This is a genomic window from Nocardia amikacinitolerans, from assembly GCF_900215415.1.
GTDB lineage: Bacteria > Actinomycetota > Actinomycetes > Mycobacteriales > Mycobacteriaceae > Nocardia > Nocardia amikacinitolerans.
Map to the genome: position 1 here is coordinate 101,738 of NZ_OBEG01000001.1, position 18,888 is coordinate 120,625.

Annotated in this window: 17 protein-coding genes; 9 read left to right on the forward strand and 8 right to left on the reverse strand. The window is 70.4% G+C overall.

Annotated elements, in window-relative coordinates; translation table 11 throughout:
• The first annotated feature begins 47 nt into the window (after nt 1–47).
• Nucleotides 48–1,802, forward strand: coding sequence for a glycerol-3-phosphate dehydrogenase/oxidase (locus CRP45_RS00550; protein WP_097243333.1), 1,755 nt, complete (start codon nt 48–50; stop codon nt 1,800–1,802).
• Nucleotides 1,803–1,805: 3 nt separating this feature from the next.
• Here the strand turns inward: CRP45_RS00550 and CRP45_RS00555 are convergent, their stop codons facing one another.
• The 4 genes from CRP45_RS00555 to pruA all read right to left on the reverse strand — a co-directional run bounded on the left by CRP45_RS00555 (nt 1,806) and on the right by pruA (nt 6,664).
• Complete coding sequence (locus CRP45_RS00555; RefSeq protein ID WP_245909783.1) at nt 1,806–2,324, reverse strand: Lrp/AsnC family transcriptional regulator; 519 nt, start codon at nt 2,322–2,324, stop codon at nt 1,806–1,808.
• A gap of 73 nt (nt 2,325–2,397) precedes the next feature.
• The gene (locus tag CRP45_RS00560; protein WP_067779150.1) at nt 2,398–3,846 is read right to left on the reverse strand and encodes an amino acid permease; all 1,449 of its coding nucleotides are present in this window, start codon (nt 3,844–3,846) and stop codon (nt 2,398–2,400) included.
• A gap of 179 nt (nt 3,847–4,025) precedes the next feature.
• On the reverse strand, nt 4,026–4,991 hold the full coding sequence (locus CRP45_RS00565) for a proline dehydrogenase family protein (RefSeq protein WP_067779147.1): 966 nt from the start codon (nt 4,989–4,991) through the stop codon (nt 4,026–4,028).
• Nucleotides 4,991–6,664 (reverse strand): L-glutamate gamma-semialdehyde dehydrogenase, encoded by a 1,674-nt coding sequence (gene pruA / locus CRP45_RS00570; protein WP_097243335.1) that lies wholly within the window; start codon nt 6,662–6,664, stop codon nt 4,991–4,993. Before pruA ends, CRP45_RS00565 begins: the two co-directional genes overlap by 1 nt.
• A gap of 136 nt (nt 6,665–6,800) precedes the next feature.
• On the opposite strand from pruA, the gene CRP45_RS00575 reads away from it, so the two are divergent.
• On the forward strand, nt 6,801–8,438 hold the full coding sequence (locus CRP45_RS00575; protein WP_245909785.1) for a PucR family transcriptional regulator: 1,638 nt from the start codon (nt 6,801–6,803) through the stop codon (nt 8,436–8,438).
• A 107-nt stretch (nt 8,439–8,545) separates the two neighbouring features.
• Here CRP45_RS00575 and CRP45_RS00580 read toward each other — a convergent pair whose 3' ends face one another.
• Nucleotides 8,546–9,271: a uracil-DNA glycosylase gene (locus CRP45_RS00580; RefSeq protein ID WP_067779405.1), complete on the reverse strand. Its 726-nt coding sequence runs from the start codon at nt 9,269–9,271 to the stop codon at nt 8,546–8,548.
• Between the two features lie 322 nt (nt 9,272–9,593).
• Between CRP45_RS00580 and CRP45_RS00585 the strand changes: the two genes are divergently transcribed.
• The 3 genes from CRP45_RS00585 (at nt 9,594) to CRP45_RS00595 (ending at nt 13,201) form a co-directional block, all read left to right on the forward strand.
• Complete coding sequence (locus CRP45_RS00585) at nt 9,594–12,053, forward strand: ATP-dependent Clp protease ATP-binding subunit (RefSeq protein WP_097244467.1); 2,460 nt, start codon at nt 9,594–9,596, stop codon at nt 12,051–12,053.
• Nucleotides 12,054–12,139: 86 nt separating this feature from the next.
• Nucleotides 12,140–12,814, forward strand: a complete 675-nt coding sequence (locus CRP45_RS00590) for a LutC/YkgG family protein (protein WP_218841057.1) — start codon at nt 12,140–12,142, stop codon at nt 12,812–12,814.
• Nucleotides 12,815–12,841: 27 nt separating this feature from the next.
• Nucleotides 12,842–13,201: a DUF488 domain-containing protein gene (locus CRP45_RS00595; protein ID WP_097243336.1), complete on the forward strand. Its 360-nt coding sequence runs from the start codon at nt 12,842–12,844 to the stop codon at nt 13,199–13,201.
• Nucleotides 13,202–13,215: 14 nt separating this feature from the next.
• Here CRP45_RS00595 and CRP45_RS34345 read toward each other — a convergent pair whose 3' ends face one another.
• Entirely contained in the window at nt 13,216–14,361 is a 1,146-nt protein-coding gene (locus tag CRP45_RS34345; protein ID WP_245909787.1) for a GNAT family N-acetyltransferase, read from the reverse strand.
• 10 nt (nt 14,362–14,371) lie between these two features.
• A complete protein-coding gene (locus tag CRP45_RS00605) occupies nt 14,372–14,989 on the reverse strand; it encodes a TetR/AcrR family transcriptional regulator (RefSeq protein WP_067779132.1) in 618 nt (205 codons plus the stop codon).
• 113 nt (nt 14,990–15,102) lie between these two features.
• On the opposite strand from CRP45_RS00605, the gene fabG reads away from it, so the two are divergent.
• Nucleotides 15,103–15,864: a 3-oxoacyl-ACP reductase FabG gene (gene fabG, locus CRP45_RS00610; RefSeq protein ID WP_067779129.1), complete on the forward strand. Its 762-nt coding sequence runs from the start codon at nt 15,103–15,105 to the stop codon at nt 15,862–15,864.
• A gap of 15 nt (nt 15,865–15,879) precedes the next feature.
• On the forward strand, nt 15,880–16,332 hold the full coding sequence (locus CRP45_RS00615; protein ID WP_067779126.1) for a MaoC family dehydratase: 453 nt from the start codon (nt 15,880–15,882) through the stop codon (nt 16,330–16,332).
• 21 nt (nt 16,333–16,353) lie between these two features.
• Here CRP45_RS00615 and CRP45_RS00620 read toward each other — a convergent pair whose 3' ends face one another.
• Entirely contained in the window at nt 16,354–17,610 is a 1,257-nt protein-coding gene (locus tag CRP45_RS00620) for an oxygenase MpaB family protein (protein ID WP_097243337.1), read from the reverse strand.
• A 60-nt stretch (nt 17,611–17,670) separates the two neighbouring features.
• Here CRP45_RS00620 and CRP45_RS00625 point away from each other — a divergent pair, with 60 nt between their 5' ends.
• Together CRP45_RS00625 and CRP45_RS00630 are read left to right on the forward strand one after the other, a co-directional pair.
• Entirely contained in the window at nt 17,671–18,291 is a 621-nt protein-coding gene (locus tag CRP45_RS00625; protein ID WP_097243338.1) for a TetR/AcrR family transcriptional regulator, read from the forward strand.
• A 120-nt stretch (nt 18,292–18,411) separates the two neighbouring features.
• A complete protein-coding gene (locus CRP45_RS00630; RefSeq protein WP_143861291.1) occupies nt 18,412–18,837 on the forward strand; it encodes a hypothetical protein in 426 nt (141 codons plus the stop codon).
• Nucleotides 18,838–18,888 lie beyond the last annotated feature (51 nt).

Genomic DNA, 18,888 nt, shown 5'->3' on the forward strand with positions numbered 1-18,888 from the left:
ACCACATGCGCACGCGCGCAACACGATTCGAACAGAAGGAGACCGACATGGTCGACCGTTCTCTCACCGCCCCCGTCGCGCTCGGCCCGGCGGAACGCACCCGCGCCCTGGACGCCATGGCGAGCACCGAACTGGACGTGCTCGTCATCGGCGCGGGTGTGGTCGGTGCGGGCGCCGCGCTCGACGCGGTCACCCGCGGGCTCAGCGTCGGGCTCGTCGAGGCACGCGACTACGCCTCCGGCACCTCGAGCCGGTCGTCGAAGCTGGTCCACGGCGGCCTGCGCTACCTCAAGCAGCTCAACTTCGCCCTGGTCTTCGAGGCGCTGCGGGAGCGTTCGCTGATCCTGGAAACCCTCGCGCCGCACCTGGCCAAGCCCGTCGAGTTCGTCTACCCGCTGGAGCGACCCGGTCTGGACCGGGCCTGGGTCGGCGCAGGCGTCGGCGTGTACGACGTGCTCGGCGCGGGACGCGGTGTGCCGCAGCACCATCGGCACCTGGGCAGGCGGGCCACGCTGGCGCGTTTCCCCGGCGCCAAGCGCGGAACCGTGCGCGGCGGCGTGAGCTTCTACGAGGGTCAGCTCGACGACGCGCGCCACACGATGATGCTGGCGCGCACGGCCGCGAGCCACGGCGCGCTGGTCGCCTCCAGTGCCAGGGTCGTCGACTTCCTGCGCGAGGACGGCCGGATCGTCGGCGCGCTGGTGCACGACCTGGAGAGCGGTCGGCACATCCCGGTCCGGGCCAAGCGCACCGTCAACGCGGCGGGGCCGTGGACCGACGAGATCCAGGACATGCTCGGCGGGGCGAGCGACTTCCGTATCCGCACCTCCAAGGGCGTGCACATCGTCGTCCCGCGCGACCGCATCGACTCCGAGACCGGCCTGATCACCGAGACCGAGAAGAGCCTGCTGTTCGTGATCCCGTGCCCGTGGAGCGACGACCACTGGGTCGTCGGCACCACCGACACCGACTGGGACCACGATCTGGCCCACCCCGCCGCCACCCGCGCCGACATCGATTACATTCTCGCCCAAGTGAATCGGCTGCTGGAGCAGCCCATCGGACACGACGACATCGTCGGCGTCTACGCCGGGCTGCGGCCGCTGCTGGCGGGCGCCTCCGAGCAGACCAGCGCGCTCTCGCGCGAGCACACCGTGGCGACGCCGGTGCCGGGCCTGGTGATCGTCGCGGGCGGCAAGTACACCACCTACCGGGTGATGGCCAAGGACGCCATCGATGCGGCCGTCGCGGATCTGCCCGGGCGCATCGCCCGGTCGTGCACCGAGCGGGTGCCGCTGGTCGGCGCGCACGGGTACCGCGAGCTGTCGCTGTCCCGCGCTCGCCTCGCCGACGAGTTCGGCGTCGACCTGGCCACCGTCGAGCACCTGCTCGGCCGCTACGGCAGCGCCGTCGGCGAACTGCGCGAACTCATCCTCGCGCAGCCGGAACTCGGTGCGCCGCTGGGCAATTCCCGCTACCTGCGGGCCGAGATCGTCTACGCCGTGACGCACGAGGGCGCGCTGCACCTCGACGACGTCCTCACCCGCCGCACCCGGCTTTCGGTGGAGACCGGCGATCGCGGTGTGCTGGTCGCGGCCGAGGTCGCGCGCCTGGTCGCCCCGTACCTCGGCTGGGACGAGGAGCGGATCGAGCGCGAGATCGAGACCTACCGGGTGCGCGTCGAGGCCGAACTGCGCGCCAACGAGCAGCCCGACGACAGGGCCGCCGACGTGGTGCGGCTCAGCGCGCCCGACTCGCGCGGGATCGCGGGCGCGCCGGAGGCGGACCGGGTGTCCGTCTAGGTCTCAGTGCGCCGGCGTCTGCGGGCGCAGGTGCTCGAAGATCAGGATCGTCTCCGTCGAGGACACCGCGGGATTCGCGCTCAGGTGCTCCAGCACGAAACCGCGCAGCTCGTCGGTGTTCTCGGTGGCGACATGGATCAGGTAGTCGTCGGCGCCCGCGATGAAGTACACGTTGAGCACCTCCGCGAGCGCCGCGAGCCGCCTGCCGAACTCGGCGAGGTGCTTGCGCGAATTCCCGTGCAGCCGTACGGCGATCATCGCCTGCAAGCCCCGGCCGAGCGCGGACGGATCGATGTCGGCGTGGAAGCCGCGGATCACGCCGCGCTCCACCAAGGCCCGCACCCGCCCGAGGCAGGTCGACGGCGCGATACCGGCCGCGGCGGCCAGCGCGTTGTTGGTCATGCGGCCGTCGCGCGCCAGCTCGTCGAGCAGGACGCGGTCGATGTCGTCGAGGGAGACCGGCGTGCGGCTGCGGCGCGGCGGGGCCTGAGGTGGCGGTACTGGTGAATCTTTCTTGGTCACCGGCTCACGGTAGCGAATCCGATTCGATTCGAAAGTATTCATCCGAATAATCCTCGAAGCCCCGCCGCGCTGGTCACTCGCGCGCCGAGCCGACTGCGTCGGGCGTGCCTGGCGCGGTCTGCTGGAGTTTGGAGTGCGTGCGCGAGTACCCGAGGTAGATCACCAGACCCACCACCAGCCAGGTTCCGAAGCGCGCCCAGGTCTCCCACGGCAGCGACAGGATCAGCCACACCGAGAACACGACGCCGACGATCGGCACGACCGGCATGAACGGCAGCCGGAAGGTGCGCGGCACCTCGGGCCGGGTGTAGCGGAACACCAGCACCGCCACGCAGACCACCACGAACGCGCTCAGGATGCCGATATTGGTCAGCTCGGCGACCAGGTTGATCGGCAGCAGTCCCGCGAGGATCGCCGACCCGATGCCGACGATCCACGTCACGCGGGTCGGCACCTTGCGCTCCGGATGGGTCTTGGCGAACCACTCGGGCAGCAGGCCGTCGCGGCTCATCGAATACCAGACCCTGGTCACGCCGAGCATGAAGGTGAGCACCACGGTGATGATGCCGACGATGGCGCCGACCGCGATGATGTTGGCGATGCCTGGCATGCCGACGGCCTCGAAGGCACTGGAAAAGCCGCTCTCCGGGTCGATTTCGGTGTACTTCTGCATGCCGGTGAGCACCAGGGTCGCCAGCACGTACAGCACCATCGCGATGGCCAGCGAGTACAGGATCGCCTTGGGCAGGTGCTTCTTGCCGTCGACCGACTCCTCGGCCGCCGTGCTCATCGCGTCGTAGCCGAACACGGCGAAGAACACCGTGGCCGCGCCCGTCATCACCGCGCCGGTCCCGTACGGGAAGTACGGGGTGTAGTTCGAGCTGTCGATCTGGAAGACGCCGAGCACGATGATCAGCAGGACCAGGGCGACCTTGATGCCGACCGCGACCGTTTCGAACCGGCCGACACTGCGGATACCGCGCGAGAGCACCCACGCCGTGCCGAGGCAGAACACCATCGCGAACACGTCGACGACGTGACCGTCGCCGGTGCCGGAGGCGCCGAGCATCCAGTCGGGCAGCGTGATGCCCACCTGGTCGAGCAGGAACCCGAAGTACCCGGAGACGCCGATCGCGACGACCGCCGCGACGGCGATGTACTCCAGCAGCAGATCCCATCCGATGAACCAGCCGACGAACTCGCCGAGCGAGACGTAGCCGTAGGTGTAGGCCGATCCCGCCTTGGGCACCATGCCGGCGAACTCCGCGTAGCACAGCGCGGCCGCCGCGCTGGCCAGGCCCGCCACCAGGAAGGACAGCAACACGGCAGGACCGGTGGTCTTGTTGGCGACGCTGCCCGCGAGGGTGAAGATGCCCGCGCCGATGATGCCGCCGACGCCGATCGCGGTGAGTTGCCATACGCCGAGGTGTTTGGCCAACCGTTCGTCGGTGGGCGTCTCGTCCTCGACTTCGACGAGGGGTTTGCGGCGCAACATCTGGTGGCGCAACTCCGCGAGGGACATGCGGCTTCCTTTCTCCGCTGCATTGCGGCGCGCCCGGGTCGCGGGACGCGCGCGGTAACGCAGATCACACTGGTGGCAGTCAGCTAATCGGACCACGAATCCGGTGTGATCGGTGAGTTGGATAAATAATGTTCCGCCCGGGTTGTCCGACTGGACAACGCCGGGCGGTCGGAACGTGGTCAGCGCCGGTTGGCCTGCGCCAGGGCGCGCAGGAAGAACACCAGGTTGGCGGGCCGTTCGGCGAGCCTGCGCATGAAGTAGCCGTACCACTGGTCGCCGTAGGGCAGATAGACCCGCACCCGATGGCGGTCCGCGGCGAGGCGGCGCTGTTCGGCGTCGCGGATGCCGTAGAGCATCTGGAACTCGAACTCGTCCGCCTTGCGGTCGACCTGGTCGGCGTAGCGCTTGGCCGCCTCGATCATCGCCGGGTCGTGGGTGGCGACCATCGGATAGCCGGCGCCGTCCATCAGGATGCGCAGGCACCGCAGGTAGGCGGCGTCCACCTCGGCGGCCGACTGGTAGGCCACCGACTCCGGCTCCCGGTACGCGCCCTTGCACAACCGGATGCGGGACCCGGGGCCGGCGAACTCGCGGCAGTCGGCCTCGGTGCGCCGCAGGTAGGCCTGGAGCACGGTGCCGGTACCGGGGAAGTCCCCCCGTAGATCCCGCACGATCGACAGCGTCGAGTCGGTGGTGGTGTGGTCCTCGGCGTCGACGGTGACCGCGACCCCCGCCTCGCGCGCGGCGGCACAGATCTCGCGGGCGTTGTCGAGTGCGATCCGGTGTCCGTCGCGCGGCAGGGATTGGCCGAGCGCCGAGAGTTTCAGCGAAACCTCCAGCGGGCCGACGATTCCCGGCTCGGCGGCATCGGGCAGTTGGCCGAGCGCCGTGAGCAGTGCGCGATAGTGCGCCACGGTGTCTCGTGCCCGGGCGAGGTCGGTGGTGTCCTCGCCGAGGTAGTCGATGGTGACGAAGCGGCCCGAACTCCGCAGCGCCGTGGTGGCGGCGATGGCCTGCGGCTCGGTAGAGCCCGCGACGAAGCGGTCGACCAGCGAGCGGGTGGCGCGCATCCGCGTGACGCCGCGCTCGAGCCTCGGGGAGCGGGCCGCCGCGAGCAGGGCGGGCCGCAGCAGTCCGGCGGGCATCACCGCACCTCCGTCTCGGCATCGGAGGTGTGGACGGCCGCGGCCTGGTGCGGATAACGGTGATCGGTGGGCGGCACGAAGGTCTCCTTGATGGTGCGCGGCGAGACCCAGCGCAGCAGGTTCTGCGGGGAACCCGCCTTGTCGTTGGTGCCAGACAGGCGAGACCCGCCGAACGGCTGCTGCCCGACCACGGCGCCGGTCGGTTTGTCGTTGACGTAGAAGTTGCCCGCGGCGAAGCGCAGCCGGTCGGTGGCCGCCGCCACGGCGGCGCGGTCGTCGGCGACGACCGCGCCGGTGAGCCCGTATGCCGCGCCGCGGTCGACGAGTTCCATCGCGGCGTCGAAGGATCCGGGCGACGCGTCGTCGTAGACGTGCACCGCAAGGATCGGACCGAAGTACTCGGTGCGGAACGCCTCGTCGGTGGGGTCGTCGCCGAGCAGCACGGTCGGGTCGACAAAATAGCCGACGCTGTCGTCGGTGCGGCCGCCCGCCGCGATGGTCAGGCCCGGCGTCGCCTTCGCCCTGGCGATGGCGTCGGCGTTCTTGGTGAAGGAGCGGCGATCGATGAGCGCGCCGCCGAAGTTGCCGAAATCGGTGACGTCGCCGTAGGTCAGCGCGTTCGCCTTGTCGACGAGGTCGGCGCCCATCTTCGCCCACACCGATTTCGGGATGAACGCGCGCGAGGCGGCCGAGCACTTCTGGCCCTGGTAGTCGAACGCCCCGCGCAGCAGCGCCGTGGTGAGTACGTCCGGGTCGGCGGAGCTGTGCGCGAGCACGAAGTCCTTGCCGCCGGTTTCGCCGACCAGTCGCGGATAGCCTTGGTAGCGATCGAGATTCGTCGCCACGGTGCGCCACAGGTGGCGGAAGGTCGCGGTGGATCCGGTGAAATGCACACCGGCCAGGCGCGGGTCGGCCAGCGCCACGTCCGAGACCTCCGGGCCCGCCCCGTGCACCAGATTGATCACGCCGGGCGGCAGTCCCGCGGCCTCCAGCAGCTTCATCGTCCAGTACGCGGCCACCGCCTGGGTCGGCGCGGGCTTCCACAGCACCGTGTTGCCCATCAGCGCGGGCGCGGTCGGCAGGTTGCCCGCGATGGCGGTGAAGTTGAACGGGGTGATCGCGTAGACGAAGCCCTCCAACGGCCGGTACTCCAGCCGATTCCACACGCCCGGCGTGGAGATCGGCTGCTCGGCCAGGATCTGGCGCGCGAAATGCACGTTGAACCGCCAGAAGTCGACCAGTTCGCACGGCGCGTCGATCTCGGCTTGGTACGCGGTTTTGGATTGACCGAGCATCGTTGCCGCGGAAAGGGTTTCGCGCCACGGCCCGGCGAGCAGATCGGCGGCGCGCAGGAACACCGCGGCCCGGTCCTCGAACGACAGCGCGCGCCACCCCGGTGCGGCCGCGGCGGCGGCCTCGATGGCGTCCTGCACGTCGCGAGCCTCCGCGAAGGTGAGGGTGCCGAGCACCGCGGCGTGCCGGTGCGGCTGCACCACCTCGACGACCGGTCCGGCCGTGCGGCGATGCTTGCCGCCGATGACGTGGTGTACCTCGGTCGGCGTCGCGGCGAGCTCGGTCAGCTGGGCGCGCAGCCGCTCCCGTTCGGGTGTGCCGGGGGCGAAGCTGCCGACGGGTTCGTTGACGGGCGTGGGTGTGGTCGCGATGGCGTCCATGGTTCCTCCTGCCTGGTCGGTGCTGGTCAGCGCAGTCAACTCCGCGAAAGCCCCGCGCCGGATCGGCCGATGGGACAAAGATGGGGTGCAGTTGTTGTCCGGTCGGCCGAAGCCGATCGGGCGGGAAGGTGTGAGCGTGGTCACCGAGGAACCGAACCGCCCGGCGGGCGTTCCGCTGCGCGAACTGCTCGACGCGCTCGACAGCACCGTCACCGATCCGGTCGAGGCGCCCGACGGTGACGCGGTCGCCATCCGGTCGGTGGCGCTGCTGGACGGTGACGACCTCGGCGAGTCGCCGTCGGTTCCGGCGGACATGTCGTTGCTGGTCGGCGTGCCGGAGTCCGCGGTGCTGGCGTGGCTGGATGAGCTGGCCGGCCGCCCGCCAGAGCGGCGTCCGCGCGCGGTGCTGCTCAAGTCGACCGTGGTGTCGGCCGCGGTGCGCGCGGCCGCTCGCCGCGCGCGGGTCGCCGTGGTCGTCGTCGACCGCAGGGCCCGCTGGGACACGGTGCTCGCGCTGGTGCGCCGCGTCCTCGGCCGCGCGGGCCGCGGCGGACCTGCCGAGGAACCGCTGACCACCGACACCGACCTGTTCGGGTTGGCCCAGATCGTCGCGCAGAACGCGGGCGGCATGGTTTCCATCGAGGACGCGCACTCGCACGTGCTCGCCTATTCTGCCTCCGACGAGTCGGCCGACGAGCTGCGCATCCTGTCCATCCTCGGCCGCGAGGGACCGCGCGACTACCTGCGGGTGCTCCAGGAGTGGGGCGTGTTCGACCGGCTGCGCCGCGGCGACGAGGTGATCGACCTGCCCGCCCGCGCGGAGCTGAACATCAAGCGGCGCTTGGTCGTCGGCATCCACGCCACGGCCGCCGACGGCCGGTCGCGCACGCTCGGCTCGATCTGGTTGCAGCAGGGCGACAAGCCGTTCAAACCGGATGCGGCCGAAGTGCTGCGCGGCGCGGCCGCCGTCGCCGCGCGCATCATCTCGCGAGCCTTGGACGCGCCGTCGACCGAAACCCTGTTGCTGCACCGGCTTTTCGGTGCGCACGGCGAGGGCGTCGACATTCCGTCGGTGGCGGGCGCGCTGCGCATTCCCGTGCGCGGTCCGGCGGCCGTCGTCGGGTTCGCGTTGAACGCGCCTGCGGGCGCAGAGCATTCGGAGATCGGCAGTGTGATCCGGTTGCACGCGAGCTCGTTTCGGCCCGACTCCATCGCGACAGTGCTCGGCGACCGCGTCTACGTGCTGCTGCCCGGGTATCGGTCCGCGCCGTCGGTCACCGCGTGGACCCGGCAACTGGTCGACCAGCTGGAGACCAGGCGCGGCGCGATCCTGCGCGCGGCCATCGCCATTCCCGTCGCCGACCTCACCCAGGTGGCCGCCGCGCGCGCCGAGGTCGACCGGGTGCTGGACAGCACCGCGACCACCTTTCCACGGGACCGGGTGACCACCCTCGCCGAATCCCGCACCGCCGTCCTGCTCGGGGAGATCCTCGATCTGCTCGCGACCCGGACCGAACTGCACGACCCCCGTTTGCAGGCGCTGTTCGACTACGACCGCGACCACGGTGCGCAACTCGGCGAGAGCGTCGAGGGCTATCTGCGCGAGCACGGCGACGTGCGGCGCGCGGCCGCGACCCTGCGGGTGCACCCGAACACGCTGCGCTACCGGCTGCGCCGCGCCGAAGCCATCACCGGCATCGGCTTGGCCGACCCCGCCAACCGCCTCCTATTGGAACTCCAACTCGCCCTCCACCGCCGCGCGAGCCCGGCATGACTTTCGGCCGGACGGCTCGGTGGCACTTCTGAAGTCGACCGACTCCACCGCTGCGCCGAGCGGACGAGCGTGTCCGGCGCGGCGCGGCGCAGCGGGCATGGGAGTTGTCAGCGGGGCCTGCGCGGATGCAGTCCCGCCGCCGTCGCGGCCTCGGCCAGCACCTGCTCGAGCATCGCGGGGGTCAACCGTCCGGTGAAGGTGTTCTGCTGGCTGACGTGGTAGCAGCCGAACAACTCTAGTTCCGCGCGCCCGTCCACGGCGGGCGCCAGTGTGAGGTGCACGCCGTGCCCGAACTTCGGGCGCGGGCGCGGCACCACCCAGCCCGCCTCGGCGAGCGCGGGCAGCGCGGCCTGCCAGCCGAACGCGCCGAGCACCACGACCGAGCGCACCGTCGGGGCGAGCAGCCCGAGCTCGATGTCCAGCCAGCCGCGACACCGATCGCGCTCGTCGGGCGCGGGTTTGTTGTCCGGCGGCGCGCAGTGCACGGGCGCGGTGACGCGGGCGCCGAGCAGCTCGAGACCGTCGCCGCGGCGCACCGAGGTCGGCTGATTCGCGAGGCCCACGGCGTGCATCGCGGCGTAGAGCACGTCACCGCTGCGGTCGCCGGTGAACATGCGCCCTGTCCGGTTGCCGCCGTGCGCGGCGGGCGCGAGGCCGATGATCAGCAGCCTGGCGTCGGGCGGCCCGAAACCGGGAACCGGACGGCCCCAATAGGTTTCGTCGCGGAACGCGGCGCGCTTCTCGCGCGCGACCAGTTCCCGCCATGCCACGAGGCGCGGGCAGGCGAAGCAATCGGCGACGGAGGCGTCGAGTTCGGCGAGGGTGCGGCACATGGGTACCACTCGATCACGACCGTCGCCCGGCCGCGGCGGAACCGGGCCGGTGCCGGAGGACATGCCTTGCACGATAGGACGGGGAAGTGTCGGTAGCGGCTGGTTAGCCAGTCTCGAGTTGATCACGAACCGAGCGGTTGCCACCCCGTGTGAAACGGCGGTACGTTGCGATGGAGCGGGAGGTCGACCTCCCGTGGTCGCACCGGCGTCGGAGACGCGATGTGAACGAGCCTGAACCGTGAACAGTTCCGGTGCCGTCTCGTGCGGCACCGTCCGTGATCCCGTTGGCGCGCAGCGTGCGCCGCGACGCAGTGAGGTGGACATGACCGAGGGTTGGCCGAGTTCGATCAGTTCCTTCGACGACATCTTCCAGCGTTTCTTCGGTTCGGGGATGATGTCGCAACCCCCCGTGCAGCGCACCGATCTCGGGCGGCTGATGACCGACAACGCGAAGCTGCTGATCGGCACGGCCGCTGCGACGGCCCGCGAGTGGGGCAATCCCGAGATCACACCGGAGCATCTGCTGTACGCGGCCACCGAGTCGGAACCGGGACGCAGCATCATCGCCGAGCTCGGCCACGATCCCGACAAGGTTGCCAACCAGATGCGGGACGCCGCCGACACCGGTGAACCCGCCGAGGACGCCGACGAGCAGGTGACCTCGAGCCCCGGCGCGAAGCTCGCCCTGCGCGCCGCCCAGCGCCGCGCGGCCGACGCGGGCAGCAGCTACATCGGACCCGAACACATCCTGCTCGGCATCGCCTCCGTCAGCGACAGCCCGGCGGCCCACGTGCTGCTGTCCGGCCCGAAGACCGCCACCGCGGGACGGCCCGCGAAGAGCGAGACCCCGACGCTGGACGAGTACGGCCGCGACATGACCGCCGAAGCGCGCGCGGGCAACCTGGACCCGGTGGTCGGTCGCGCCGAGGAGATCGAGCAGACGGTGGAGATCCTGTCCCGGCGGCGCAAGAACAACCCGGTGCTGATCGGTGATCCCGGCGTCGGCAAGACCGCGATCGTGGAGGGTCTGGCCCAGCGGATCGTGAACGGCGACGTGCCGAGCACCCTCGCCGACCGCCGCGTCGTCGCCCTCGACGTCGGTTCGCTGGTGGCGGGCAGCAAGTATCGCGGCGAGTTCGAGGAGCGGCTGACCAAGATCCTGGACGAGGTGCGCGCGCATTCCGGCGAATTGGTGGTGTTCATCGACGAACTGCACACCATCGTCGGCGCCGGCGGCGGCTCCGAGGGCGCGATGGACGCGGGCAACCTGCTCAAACCCGCGCTGGCCCGCGGTGATCTGCACGCGATCGGCGCGACCACCATCGACGAATACCGCCGCCACATCGAGAAGGACGCCGCGCTCGAACGGCGCTTCCAGCCGGTCCTTGTGTCGGAGCCCTCCGTCGCCGACACCATCGAGATCCTGCGCGGCCTCGTCGACGTGTACGAGGAACACCACCAGGTGCGGTACCAGGACGAGGCGCTCGTCGCCGCGGCCGAACTGTCGGATCGCTACCTCACCGACCGGTTCATGCCCGACAAGGCGATCGACCTGCTCGACCAGGCGGGCGCGCGGGTGCGGCTGCGCACCCGCACCCCCGACCCCGACCTGCGTTCCAAGGAAGAGGAATTGGCCAGGCTGCGCCGCGAGAAGGACGCCGCGGTCGCCGCCGAGGACTACGAGAAGGCCAACGAACTCAAGGCCGAGATCGCCGCCGCCATGCAACGCGTGGCGGAATCCGAGTCCGGCGCGGCGCCGCAGGTGTCGGTCACCGACATCGCCGAGGTGGTCTCCCGCCAGACCGGCATCCCGGTGGCCGATCTCACCGTCGAGGAGCGCGAGCGGCTGCTGAAACTGGAAGAGGTGCTGCACAAGCGGGTGATCGGTCAGGAGGAGGCGATCGTCGCGGTCGCCGAGGCGGTGCGCAGGGCGCGAGCCGGGTTGAAGGACCCGAATCGGCCCATCGGCTCGTTCCTGTTTCTCGGACCGACCGGCGTCGGCAAGACCGAACTCGCGAAAGCCTTGGCCGAGGCCGTCTTCGGCGACGAGGACCGGCTCATCCGCTTCGACATGAGCGAGTTCCAGGAGAAGCACACGGTCTCGCGCCTGGTCGGCGCCCCGCCCGGATACATCGGCTACGACGACGCGGCCCAGCTCACCGACAAGGTGCGCAGGCAGCCGTATTCGGTGATCCTGTTCGACGAGGTGGAGAAGGCGCACCCGGATGTGTTCAACGTGCTGCTCCAGCTGCTCGACGACGGCCGGGTCACCGACAGCAAGGGCCGCACCGTGGATTTCAAGAACACCATCGTCATCATGACCAGCAACATCGGCTCCGACCTGATCCTGTCCGCCCCCGAGGGCGACGTCGACGCGATCACCCCGCAGCTGATGGATCGGCTGAGCGCGCACTTCCGCCCCGAGTTCCTCAATCGGATCGACGAGACCATCGTGTTCCACCGCTTGGACCGGCAGGAACTGCGCGACATCGTCGATCTGGTGCTGGACGGCACCCGCCGCCTGCTGCACGCCCAGGACATCGCGCTCGACATCACCGACCCGGCCGTGGACTGGCTGGCCGAGCACGGCTACCAGCCCGAGTACGGCGCGCGCCCGCTGCGCCGCACCGTGCAGAAGGAGCTCGACAACAAGCTGTCCCGGCTGCTGCTGGACGGCAAGCTCGGCTCGGGCGACACGGTGCGCGTCGACGCCGACGACAAGGGTCTGATCCTCGGCGCGATCGAGCACCGGGGCAAGCAAACCGTCGAAGCCGGAGTCTGAGCGGTGCCGGGGAACCTGCGGTACGATCGCGACGCCTGTCCGGAAATGTGCGGGGAGGCGGTGGAAACCGCTGGGGGAGTGGGATATTGGGTGAACACGAGCGGGTGGTGGCGCACGTGAATTCCCGCGAGGACCTGCTGCGCCGGATCAGGGACGCGCTGGTCGAGCTACCCGATGACGAGCGGGTCGTTCCGGTGCCGCGCGCCGGCGCCCGCCAGGGATCCGGCGCCGAGCCCGGCGATCTCGCCGCGCTGGTCGACCTGTTCGCCGAGCGGTTGGAATGCCACGGCGCGCGGTTGCATCGGATCACCGCGGCGGACATCCCGGATCAGGTGCGCGCCGCGCTGCGCGAGCACGGTGCGCGCTCGGTCATCGCGCCCGACGGACTGCCCGCCGAATGGCTGGCCGGATGGGCCGAGGAAGAGGGCCACCGCATCGTCGCCGACAGTCCGCTGGCGACGACCGGCGAAATGGAGCAGGTCGACGCGGTGGTCACCACATGCGCGGCCGCGGCCGCCGATTCCGGCATCCTCGCGCTCGACGGCGGCGAGGGTCAAAGTCGCCGCCCCGCCACACTGGCGCCCGACTGTCACGTCTGCGTGGTGCGAGCCGACCAGCTCCTGCCCTCGCTGCCCGAGGTGATGGACCGGCTCGATCCGCGCCGTTCGACCATTCTGGTCGGCGGCCCGTCGGCCACCGCCGACGCGGCGACGCCCGGCGTGCACGGCCCGCGCCGGTTGGTCGTGCTCCTCGTGCGGTGAACCGAGACGCATCGGAAGGACACGATCATGGGTGAATTCCGGACCAAGCGGATCTACGACGACCCCAGCGACGACGACGGCCGCCGGGTGCTGGTCGACCGGCTGTGGCCGCGCGGCATCAGCAAGGATCGCGCTCGAATCGACCTGTGGGACAAGGAGATCACGCCCTCGAACGACCTGCGCTCCTGGTTCCATCACGACTCCGCCGCCGATTTCACCGAGTTCGCCAGGCGCTACGAGGCCGAGCTGTCGGGCGACGCGCAGCGGCGGGGTCTTCGCGAACTGCGCGAGCTCGCCGCCGAGCATCCCGTCACTCTGGTGACCGCGGCGAAGGACCCCGAGCACAGCCACGTCGCGGTGCTGCTCGACCATCTGCGCGGTGACTGACGACCTCGCCGGGGTCAGCCCAGCTCCGCCGTCCCGATGACTTCGTCGCCTCGCACATGCGGCCGCGCGCCGAGCCCGGTGTCGATGAGCTGCCGTGCCGCGATGTTGTCCGACGTGGTCACGGCGGTGATGCGACGGGCTCCGGATCGGGTGGCGAGCGCGCGCAATTCGGCGGCGACGCGACGGCCGATGCCGCGCCCGCGGTGCGAACGGCCGATCCACACGCCTGCCTCCACCTCGTCGCCGCGCGGTTCGAGCCGGGCCGCGCCGACGACCCGTCCCTCGACCGTGACGACGAAGGTCCGTTCGTTCGGGCAGGTGGGATGCAGCGCGCGGGCGCGGTGAAACGCCAGGAACGCCTCCTTGCGCACCGAGGTCCAACCCGGCGGTCCCGCGACCGGCGCCATGACCTCGAGCGGGTCGGCGTCGGTCACCGCCGCGTCGAGCAGCAGCGGAAGGCTCTGCTCGCTCAGTTCGATCAGCTCGACGGCGGGTTCGGCACTCCGACGCAAGATGGCGTCGGCGCGCTCGAGGTGGATCGGCGACCAGAACGCGGCCCAGTCGGCGTCCTGGCCGAGCGCGCGACGGATGGCAAGCACCCGGTCGATGAGAACGACCAGATCGGCGAGAGCCCGTTCGCTCTCCTCGCGATTCACGAAACCCATATGGATGGCGGAGTCGCGCACCGTGACGATCCGCCCGAGCAGCGCCTCGGGCAAGTGGATGTCCGCGGGCGTCACCCGGTTCAGCACCTGGGCGGCCTCGAGCCCGCCGAGCGTCCACAGGTCCGGCAGCGGCCGTTCCGGATCCTCCGGCCGCCCGGCCAGCGTCAACGTCGTCTCGAGACCCGCCATCTGCCCGCGGACGAGGTGGATATCGATTCCGGCGAGAACAGACTTGAGCAGCGACTCGGCGCACGCGCCGATCGAGACGGCCTGGTCGATCAGCGCGAGCGGTTCGTGGGATCCGGTGCAGGACAGCGCGCGGCGCGCGTGCGCACGCGCGAGCTCCTCGAGCGCGACGGGCAGCCGATCGTAGTCGACGGCGCCGAATGCGGTGGGCCACTGGCGAAGTGCTGCCATGCGAGTTAGATTGCCACACCCCGACCGCCGCGGCCCGCGCTTTGTCGGCGCGAGATTCGGCGCGATCCCGACGCCCACGGCGCCGCGGTCAGGCGGAGCCGTCCTGCGCGGTGATCCCCAGCAGCACCGACTGCACCTCGCGCAGCCGGTCCACGTCGTTGCGGATGCCCGCCGCGGTGTCGGTGTAGAGGAAGGCCTCGCCGATCCGAACGAGTGTGTAGGCCAACAGCTCTCGCTCCAGCGGCGGACGATAGCCGTCCTCTTCCTCGACGCGGGCGATGAGTTCGGCGACGGCCGCGACCGCGCGCGGCTGGACCGGTCCGTCGCTGGCGGTCAGGATGCGCAGGCCCGAGATCGGTTCGTTCTCGAAGTAGCGCCGGAACGGCTCGTTCACCGCCTCCCAGCGCGCGACGCGGTCGAGCACGTCGAGAATGCGTGCCGCGCCGCGCGACCGTCGTCTCGCGTCGGCGCGGGCGATCATCTGCTCGTACTCCTGCACGAGCATCGCGCCGAGCAAGCCGTCCCGCGAGCCGAACCAGCGGTAGATGGAGGCGCGGCTGAGCCCGAGCTCGGCGGCGATCGCCTGCACGTCGACGCGCTCACCGGCCAGGAAGGCGCGGCGGGTGAGTTCGATGACCTGTTCGCGGGTGGCCGAAGCCGGGCGTCCGGGGGAGCGAGTGGCGGCGGGTCGCGGGGGAGTGGTCACCGGGTGAATCGTACAGCCGATCGAACGGTCGGCCGCGCCCATTGGAGACGTTGTGGCTGAGATGTATTTTATGGGTGTCCCTCCAAACGGACCATTCGACAGTCAGGAGAACTATGAGCGCCCCGACTTCCCGCACGGCCATCGTCACCGGTTCCGCCCGCGGCATCGGCGCCGCCACGGCCCGCAGGCTAGCCGCCGACGGCTTTGCGGTCGCTGTCCTAGACCTGGACGAGGCCGCGTGCAAGCCCGTCGTCGAGGAGATCGAGGCGGCGGGCGGCAAGGCGCTCGCGGTCGGCGTCGACGTCTCCGACGAGCAGTCCGCGGGCGCCGCGGTGCAGCGGGTCGCCGACGAGCTCGGCGCGCCGACGGTGCTGGTGAACAACGCGGGCATCACCCGCGACAACCTGCTGTTCAAGATGAGCGTCGCCGACTGGGATTCGGTGATGAACGTGCACCTGCGCGGGTCGTTCCTGATGAGCCGCGCCACCCAGAAGTACATGACCGAGGCCAAGTGGGGCCGCATCGTCAACCTGTCGAGCACCTCCGCGCTCGGCAACCGCGGCCAGGCCAACTACTCGGCGGCGAAGGCGGGCCTGCAGGGCTTCACCAAGACGCTGGCCATCGAGCTCGGCAAGTTCGGCGTCACGGTCAACGCCATCGCCCCCGGTTTCATCGAGACCGACATGACCGCCGCCACCGCCGAGCGGATCGGCGTGACCTTCGAGCAGTTCACCGAGGCGGCCGCCAAGCAGATCCCGGTCGGGCGCACTGGCAAGCCGGAGGACATCGCCAACACGGTCTCCTTCCTGGTCGGCGAGGGCGCCGGATTCGTCTCCGGGCAGGTCATCTACGTGGCCGGCGGCCCGACCGACTGAGCGAAGGGATCGATGATGAAGGTCTTTCACGGCATCGCCGAACTCGCCGAAGCGGTGGGTACCCACCTCGGCTACAGCGAGTGGCACACCATCACCCAGGAACAGGTGAACTTGTTCGCCGACGCCACCGGTGATCACCAGTGGATCCACACCGACCCCGAGCGGGCCGCGGCGGGTCCGTTCGGCGCGACCATCGCGCACGGTTATCTGACGCTGTCGCTGCTGCCGATGCTCGTCGGCCAGATCTACCGGGTGGACGGGCTGAAGATGGGCATCAACTACGGCGCCGAGAAGGTGCGGTTTCCCGCCGCCGTCCCGGTCGGCAGCCGGGTGCGCGCGGGCGTCGAACTGCTCGGCACGAAGGCGATCGCCGCGGGCACGCAGGTGAGCGCGCGGGTCACCATCGAGATCGAGGGCGGCGCGAAACCGGCGTGCGTCGCCGAATCGCTGTCGGTGCTGGTGGAGTGAGGTCCCCGCGCCGCCGGGCGCTCACCGTCGGAATTCCTCGACGGGGATGAACTCGGCGGCGCGGTCGCCCGCTTCGTTGCGGTACCACGCTTCTCTGCGGTGGCGCTGAAACCGGTCGGCGAGGTCGTCCATGCCGGGAACGGTGCGGCGCAGCGTCTCCAGACCGAAGATCACCGGTGTGCGCAGGATCGGGTAGAGGATCCACGGAAAGCGCCGCGGCATGGCGTGCGCGGCGTAGGTGGCTGGCGGCAGCCAGAAACCGGTGTAGCCGATCTGCGCGCGATAGTTGAGCTCGTCACGGATTCGCTTGCGCCACGGCGTTTCCGGCTTCGGGCGGAAGGCGGGCAGATAGGACTCGACGAGTTCGGCTCCATCGGCGCCCGCCGTGTGCGCCCGCTTGACGAAGGCGGCGAACATCAGCTGCGCTCCGGTCCGCAGGTCGGTCGGGTACCAGTCCGGCTGCACGCCGAGCAAGTGTCCGACGTAGCGCCAGAAGTGCATGGTGGCTTCGATTTCCGCGCGCGTGGTCTGGAAACCCGCGCTCCACAGCGCGAGTCCGGGAACCACGCTGCCCGCCATCAGGGTGAGCGTGGCGTCGCCGACGCTGATCGGCACACCCCACGCCGCGCGCTGCCACTCCGGCCTGCTCAGCAGCTTGCGTCGGATGAACACGTGCATGATCCGCACCCGCATGGCGGTCTGCCGTCCGCGCGCCCCGTGCTCGAGACCGCCGGGCTCGGACACATCGATCCAGAAGCGCACGGTCTCCAGCTGGCGTTTGTGCGCGCGCTGTCCCGCGTAGCCGCCCGTGTAGGACAGCGGTTTGGCGATCGAGCTCTCCGAGTACATCTCCAGCGTGCTCGTCGTGGCGAAGCTGAACACCGAGGTGCCCCACCGGCGGAACACCCGCGCGCCCCGTTCGACCAGCTCGCGGTCCAGCCATGGCGGCGGCGTCTCGAACTCCTCGAACAGCCGCAGCAGCGACTCCGGTGCGTCCAGAACCGCGTCGACGCCGTGCGTGAGGGCTCGGTCGAGCATGGCTCGCCCCGCTTTCGGGCCCGGTTCGCCGAGATAGACCTCGTCGACGAACGCCTCGGCCACCGGGTCGGCCTCGAAGTAGGCCGCCGCGAAGGAACGGACCAGGTCGTCCGCCGGTTGCGGGTCGAATCGCAAGGTGCGCTTCATGATTCGGCGGATCCGCTGGATCGACGGATCCTCGACGCGCTGCCAGTAGCGGAATTCGGTCGGGGCGGTCTCGTCCGTGGTGTCGGTAGCCATAGCGAAACATTAAAGTGAGTGGATGCTCACCTTCTACTCGCTTTCGCGGCCGTTCCGCCGATGACCGGGAATACCGCGCCCAACCGGCGAAAAGCGCCCAAGCAGTCGCGCGCGAGGGAGTCGCGGGAACGAATCCTGACCGCCGCCGCTCAGCTTTTCGCCGAGCGCGGCATCGCGGAGACCTCCACCAATCGCATCGCCGCCCACGCGGGCATGAGCATCGGGTCGCTGTACCGGTACTTCACCGACAAGGACGAGATCGTCGGCGTGCTGCGCGATCGGCTGCTCGCCGAACTCGAGGAGCGCTTCGCCGAGACGGTGCTGGCCGGAATGACGCTGTCCACGCGCGAATCGGTCGCGGCCAGCCTGCACGCGATCGTCGACGTGGTGTCGGCGCGGCAGGGGCTGGTGCGCGCGCTCTCGGCGACCGCCGCCGTGCCCGGATTCGGGTTGCTCGGGCTCGAACGCAGGCTGCTCGTCCTCACCCGGGCCTATCTGCTGCACCGGCTCGGCCCCTGTCCCGAGGACGAGCTGGACGCGAAAGCGCTGGTCATGGTGACCACCGGCCTCGCCGCCGCGCTGCGCATCACCCTCGGGCCCGCCGCGACCGCCGATCGTGAACTGGTGATCACCGAAACCGCGACCATGATCGGCGGATGGCTCGAGCCGTCGGGTCGGTAGCGATACCATCGGAGGGGGTCGGCGTCCCGGAAGGGGTACAGGCATGAGCGAACGCAGTGAGCGAATCATGTGCCAGCGCGCCTCGCGCGTGCCGAAGCCGAGCGCCAGCGAGGCGCAGGCATGAGCGTTGACCGGAATGCTGGACGGCGGCGGATCCGCGCCGCCGTGGTGGCGAGCGCCTGCGCGGGCGCCGCCGCGATCGCACTGGCCGCGGCGCCCGGCGCGCACGCCACCGCCACCGGGATCGGAGTCCTACCCGACCTCGGTTACGGCCTCGCGACCAATTTCGGAACCGGCTGCGGCTACACGATCCAAGCCTTCGTGACCGACCCGGTCGCGTCGGTGTCCTTCTACGACAACGGGATTCCGCTCGCCACGGTGGCGCCGACGGGCGGGGTCGCGCTGCTGAAGTGGGTGCCTGCGACACCGGGCTGGCACACGATCAGCGTGGCGCAGGTTCCCGACCAGGTCACCACCGCCGCCACCGCGGTGCCCGTCGGTACCGGTATGCACGTCGGGCACGGGTGCGCGGTGTTCGGCGGCTGATCCGCGGTACCGCGCGGCCGAGGAGCCGCGCGGCCGTCCGGGAGGCGGTTC

Bases quoted from the DNA above. Each gene is read 5' to 3' on its own strand.
- CRP45_RS00550 (WP_097243333.1), top strand. From the start codon at position 48: ATGGTCGACCGTTCTCTCACCGCCCCCGTCGCGCTCGGCCCGGCGGAA.
- CRP45_RS00560 (WP_067779150.1), bottom strand. From the start codon at position 3,846: ATGTCCCTCGCGGAGTTGCGCCACCAGATGTTGCGCCGCAAACCCCTC.
- CRP45_RS00565 (WP_067779147.1), bottom strand. From the start codon at position 4,991: ATGCCCGCCGGACTGCTGCGGCCCGCCCTGCTCGCGGCGGCCCGCTCC.
- pruA (WP_097243335.1), bottom strand. From the start codon at position 6,664: ATGGACGCCATCGCGACCACACCCACGCCCGTCAACGAACCCGTCGGC.
- CRP45_RS00580 (WP_067779405.1), bottom strand. From the start codon at position 9,271: ATGTGCCGCACCCTCGCCGAACTCGACGCCTCCGTCGCCGATTGCTTC.
- CRP45_RS00585 (WP_097244467.1), top strand. From the start codon at position 9,594: ATGACCGAGGGTTGGCCGAGTTCGATCAGTTCCTTCGACGACATCTTC.
- CRP45_RS00595 (WP_097243336.1), top strand. From the start codon at position 12,842: ATGGGTGAATTCCGGACCAAGCGGATCTACGACGACCCCAGCGACGAC.
- fabG (WP_067779129.1), top strand. From the start codon at position 15,103: ATGAGCGCCCCGACTTCCCGCACGGCCATCGTCACCGGTTCCGCCCGC.
- CRP45_RS00615 (WP_067779126.1), top strand. From the start codon at position 15,880: ATGAAGGTCTTTCACGGCATCGCCGAACTCGCCGAAGCGGTGGGTACC.
- CRP45_RS00620 (WP_097243337.1), bottom strand. From the start codon at position 17,610: ATGGCTACCGACACCACGGACGAGACCGCCCCGACCGAATTCCGCTAC.
- CRP45_RS00625 (WP_097243338.1), top strand. From the start codon at position 17,671: ATGACCGGGAATACCGCGCCCAACCGGCGAAAAGCGCCCAAGCAGTCG.
- CRP45_RS00630 (WP_143861291.1), top strand. From the start codon at position 18,412: ATGAGCGTTGACCGGAATGCTGGACGGCGGCGGATCCGCGCCGCCGTG.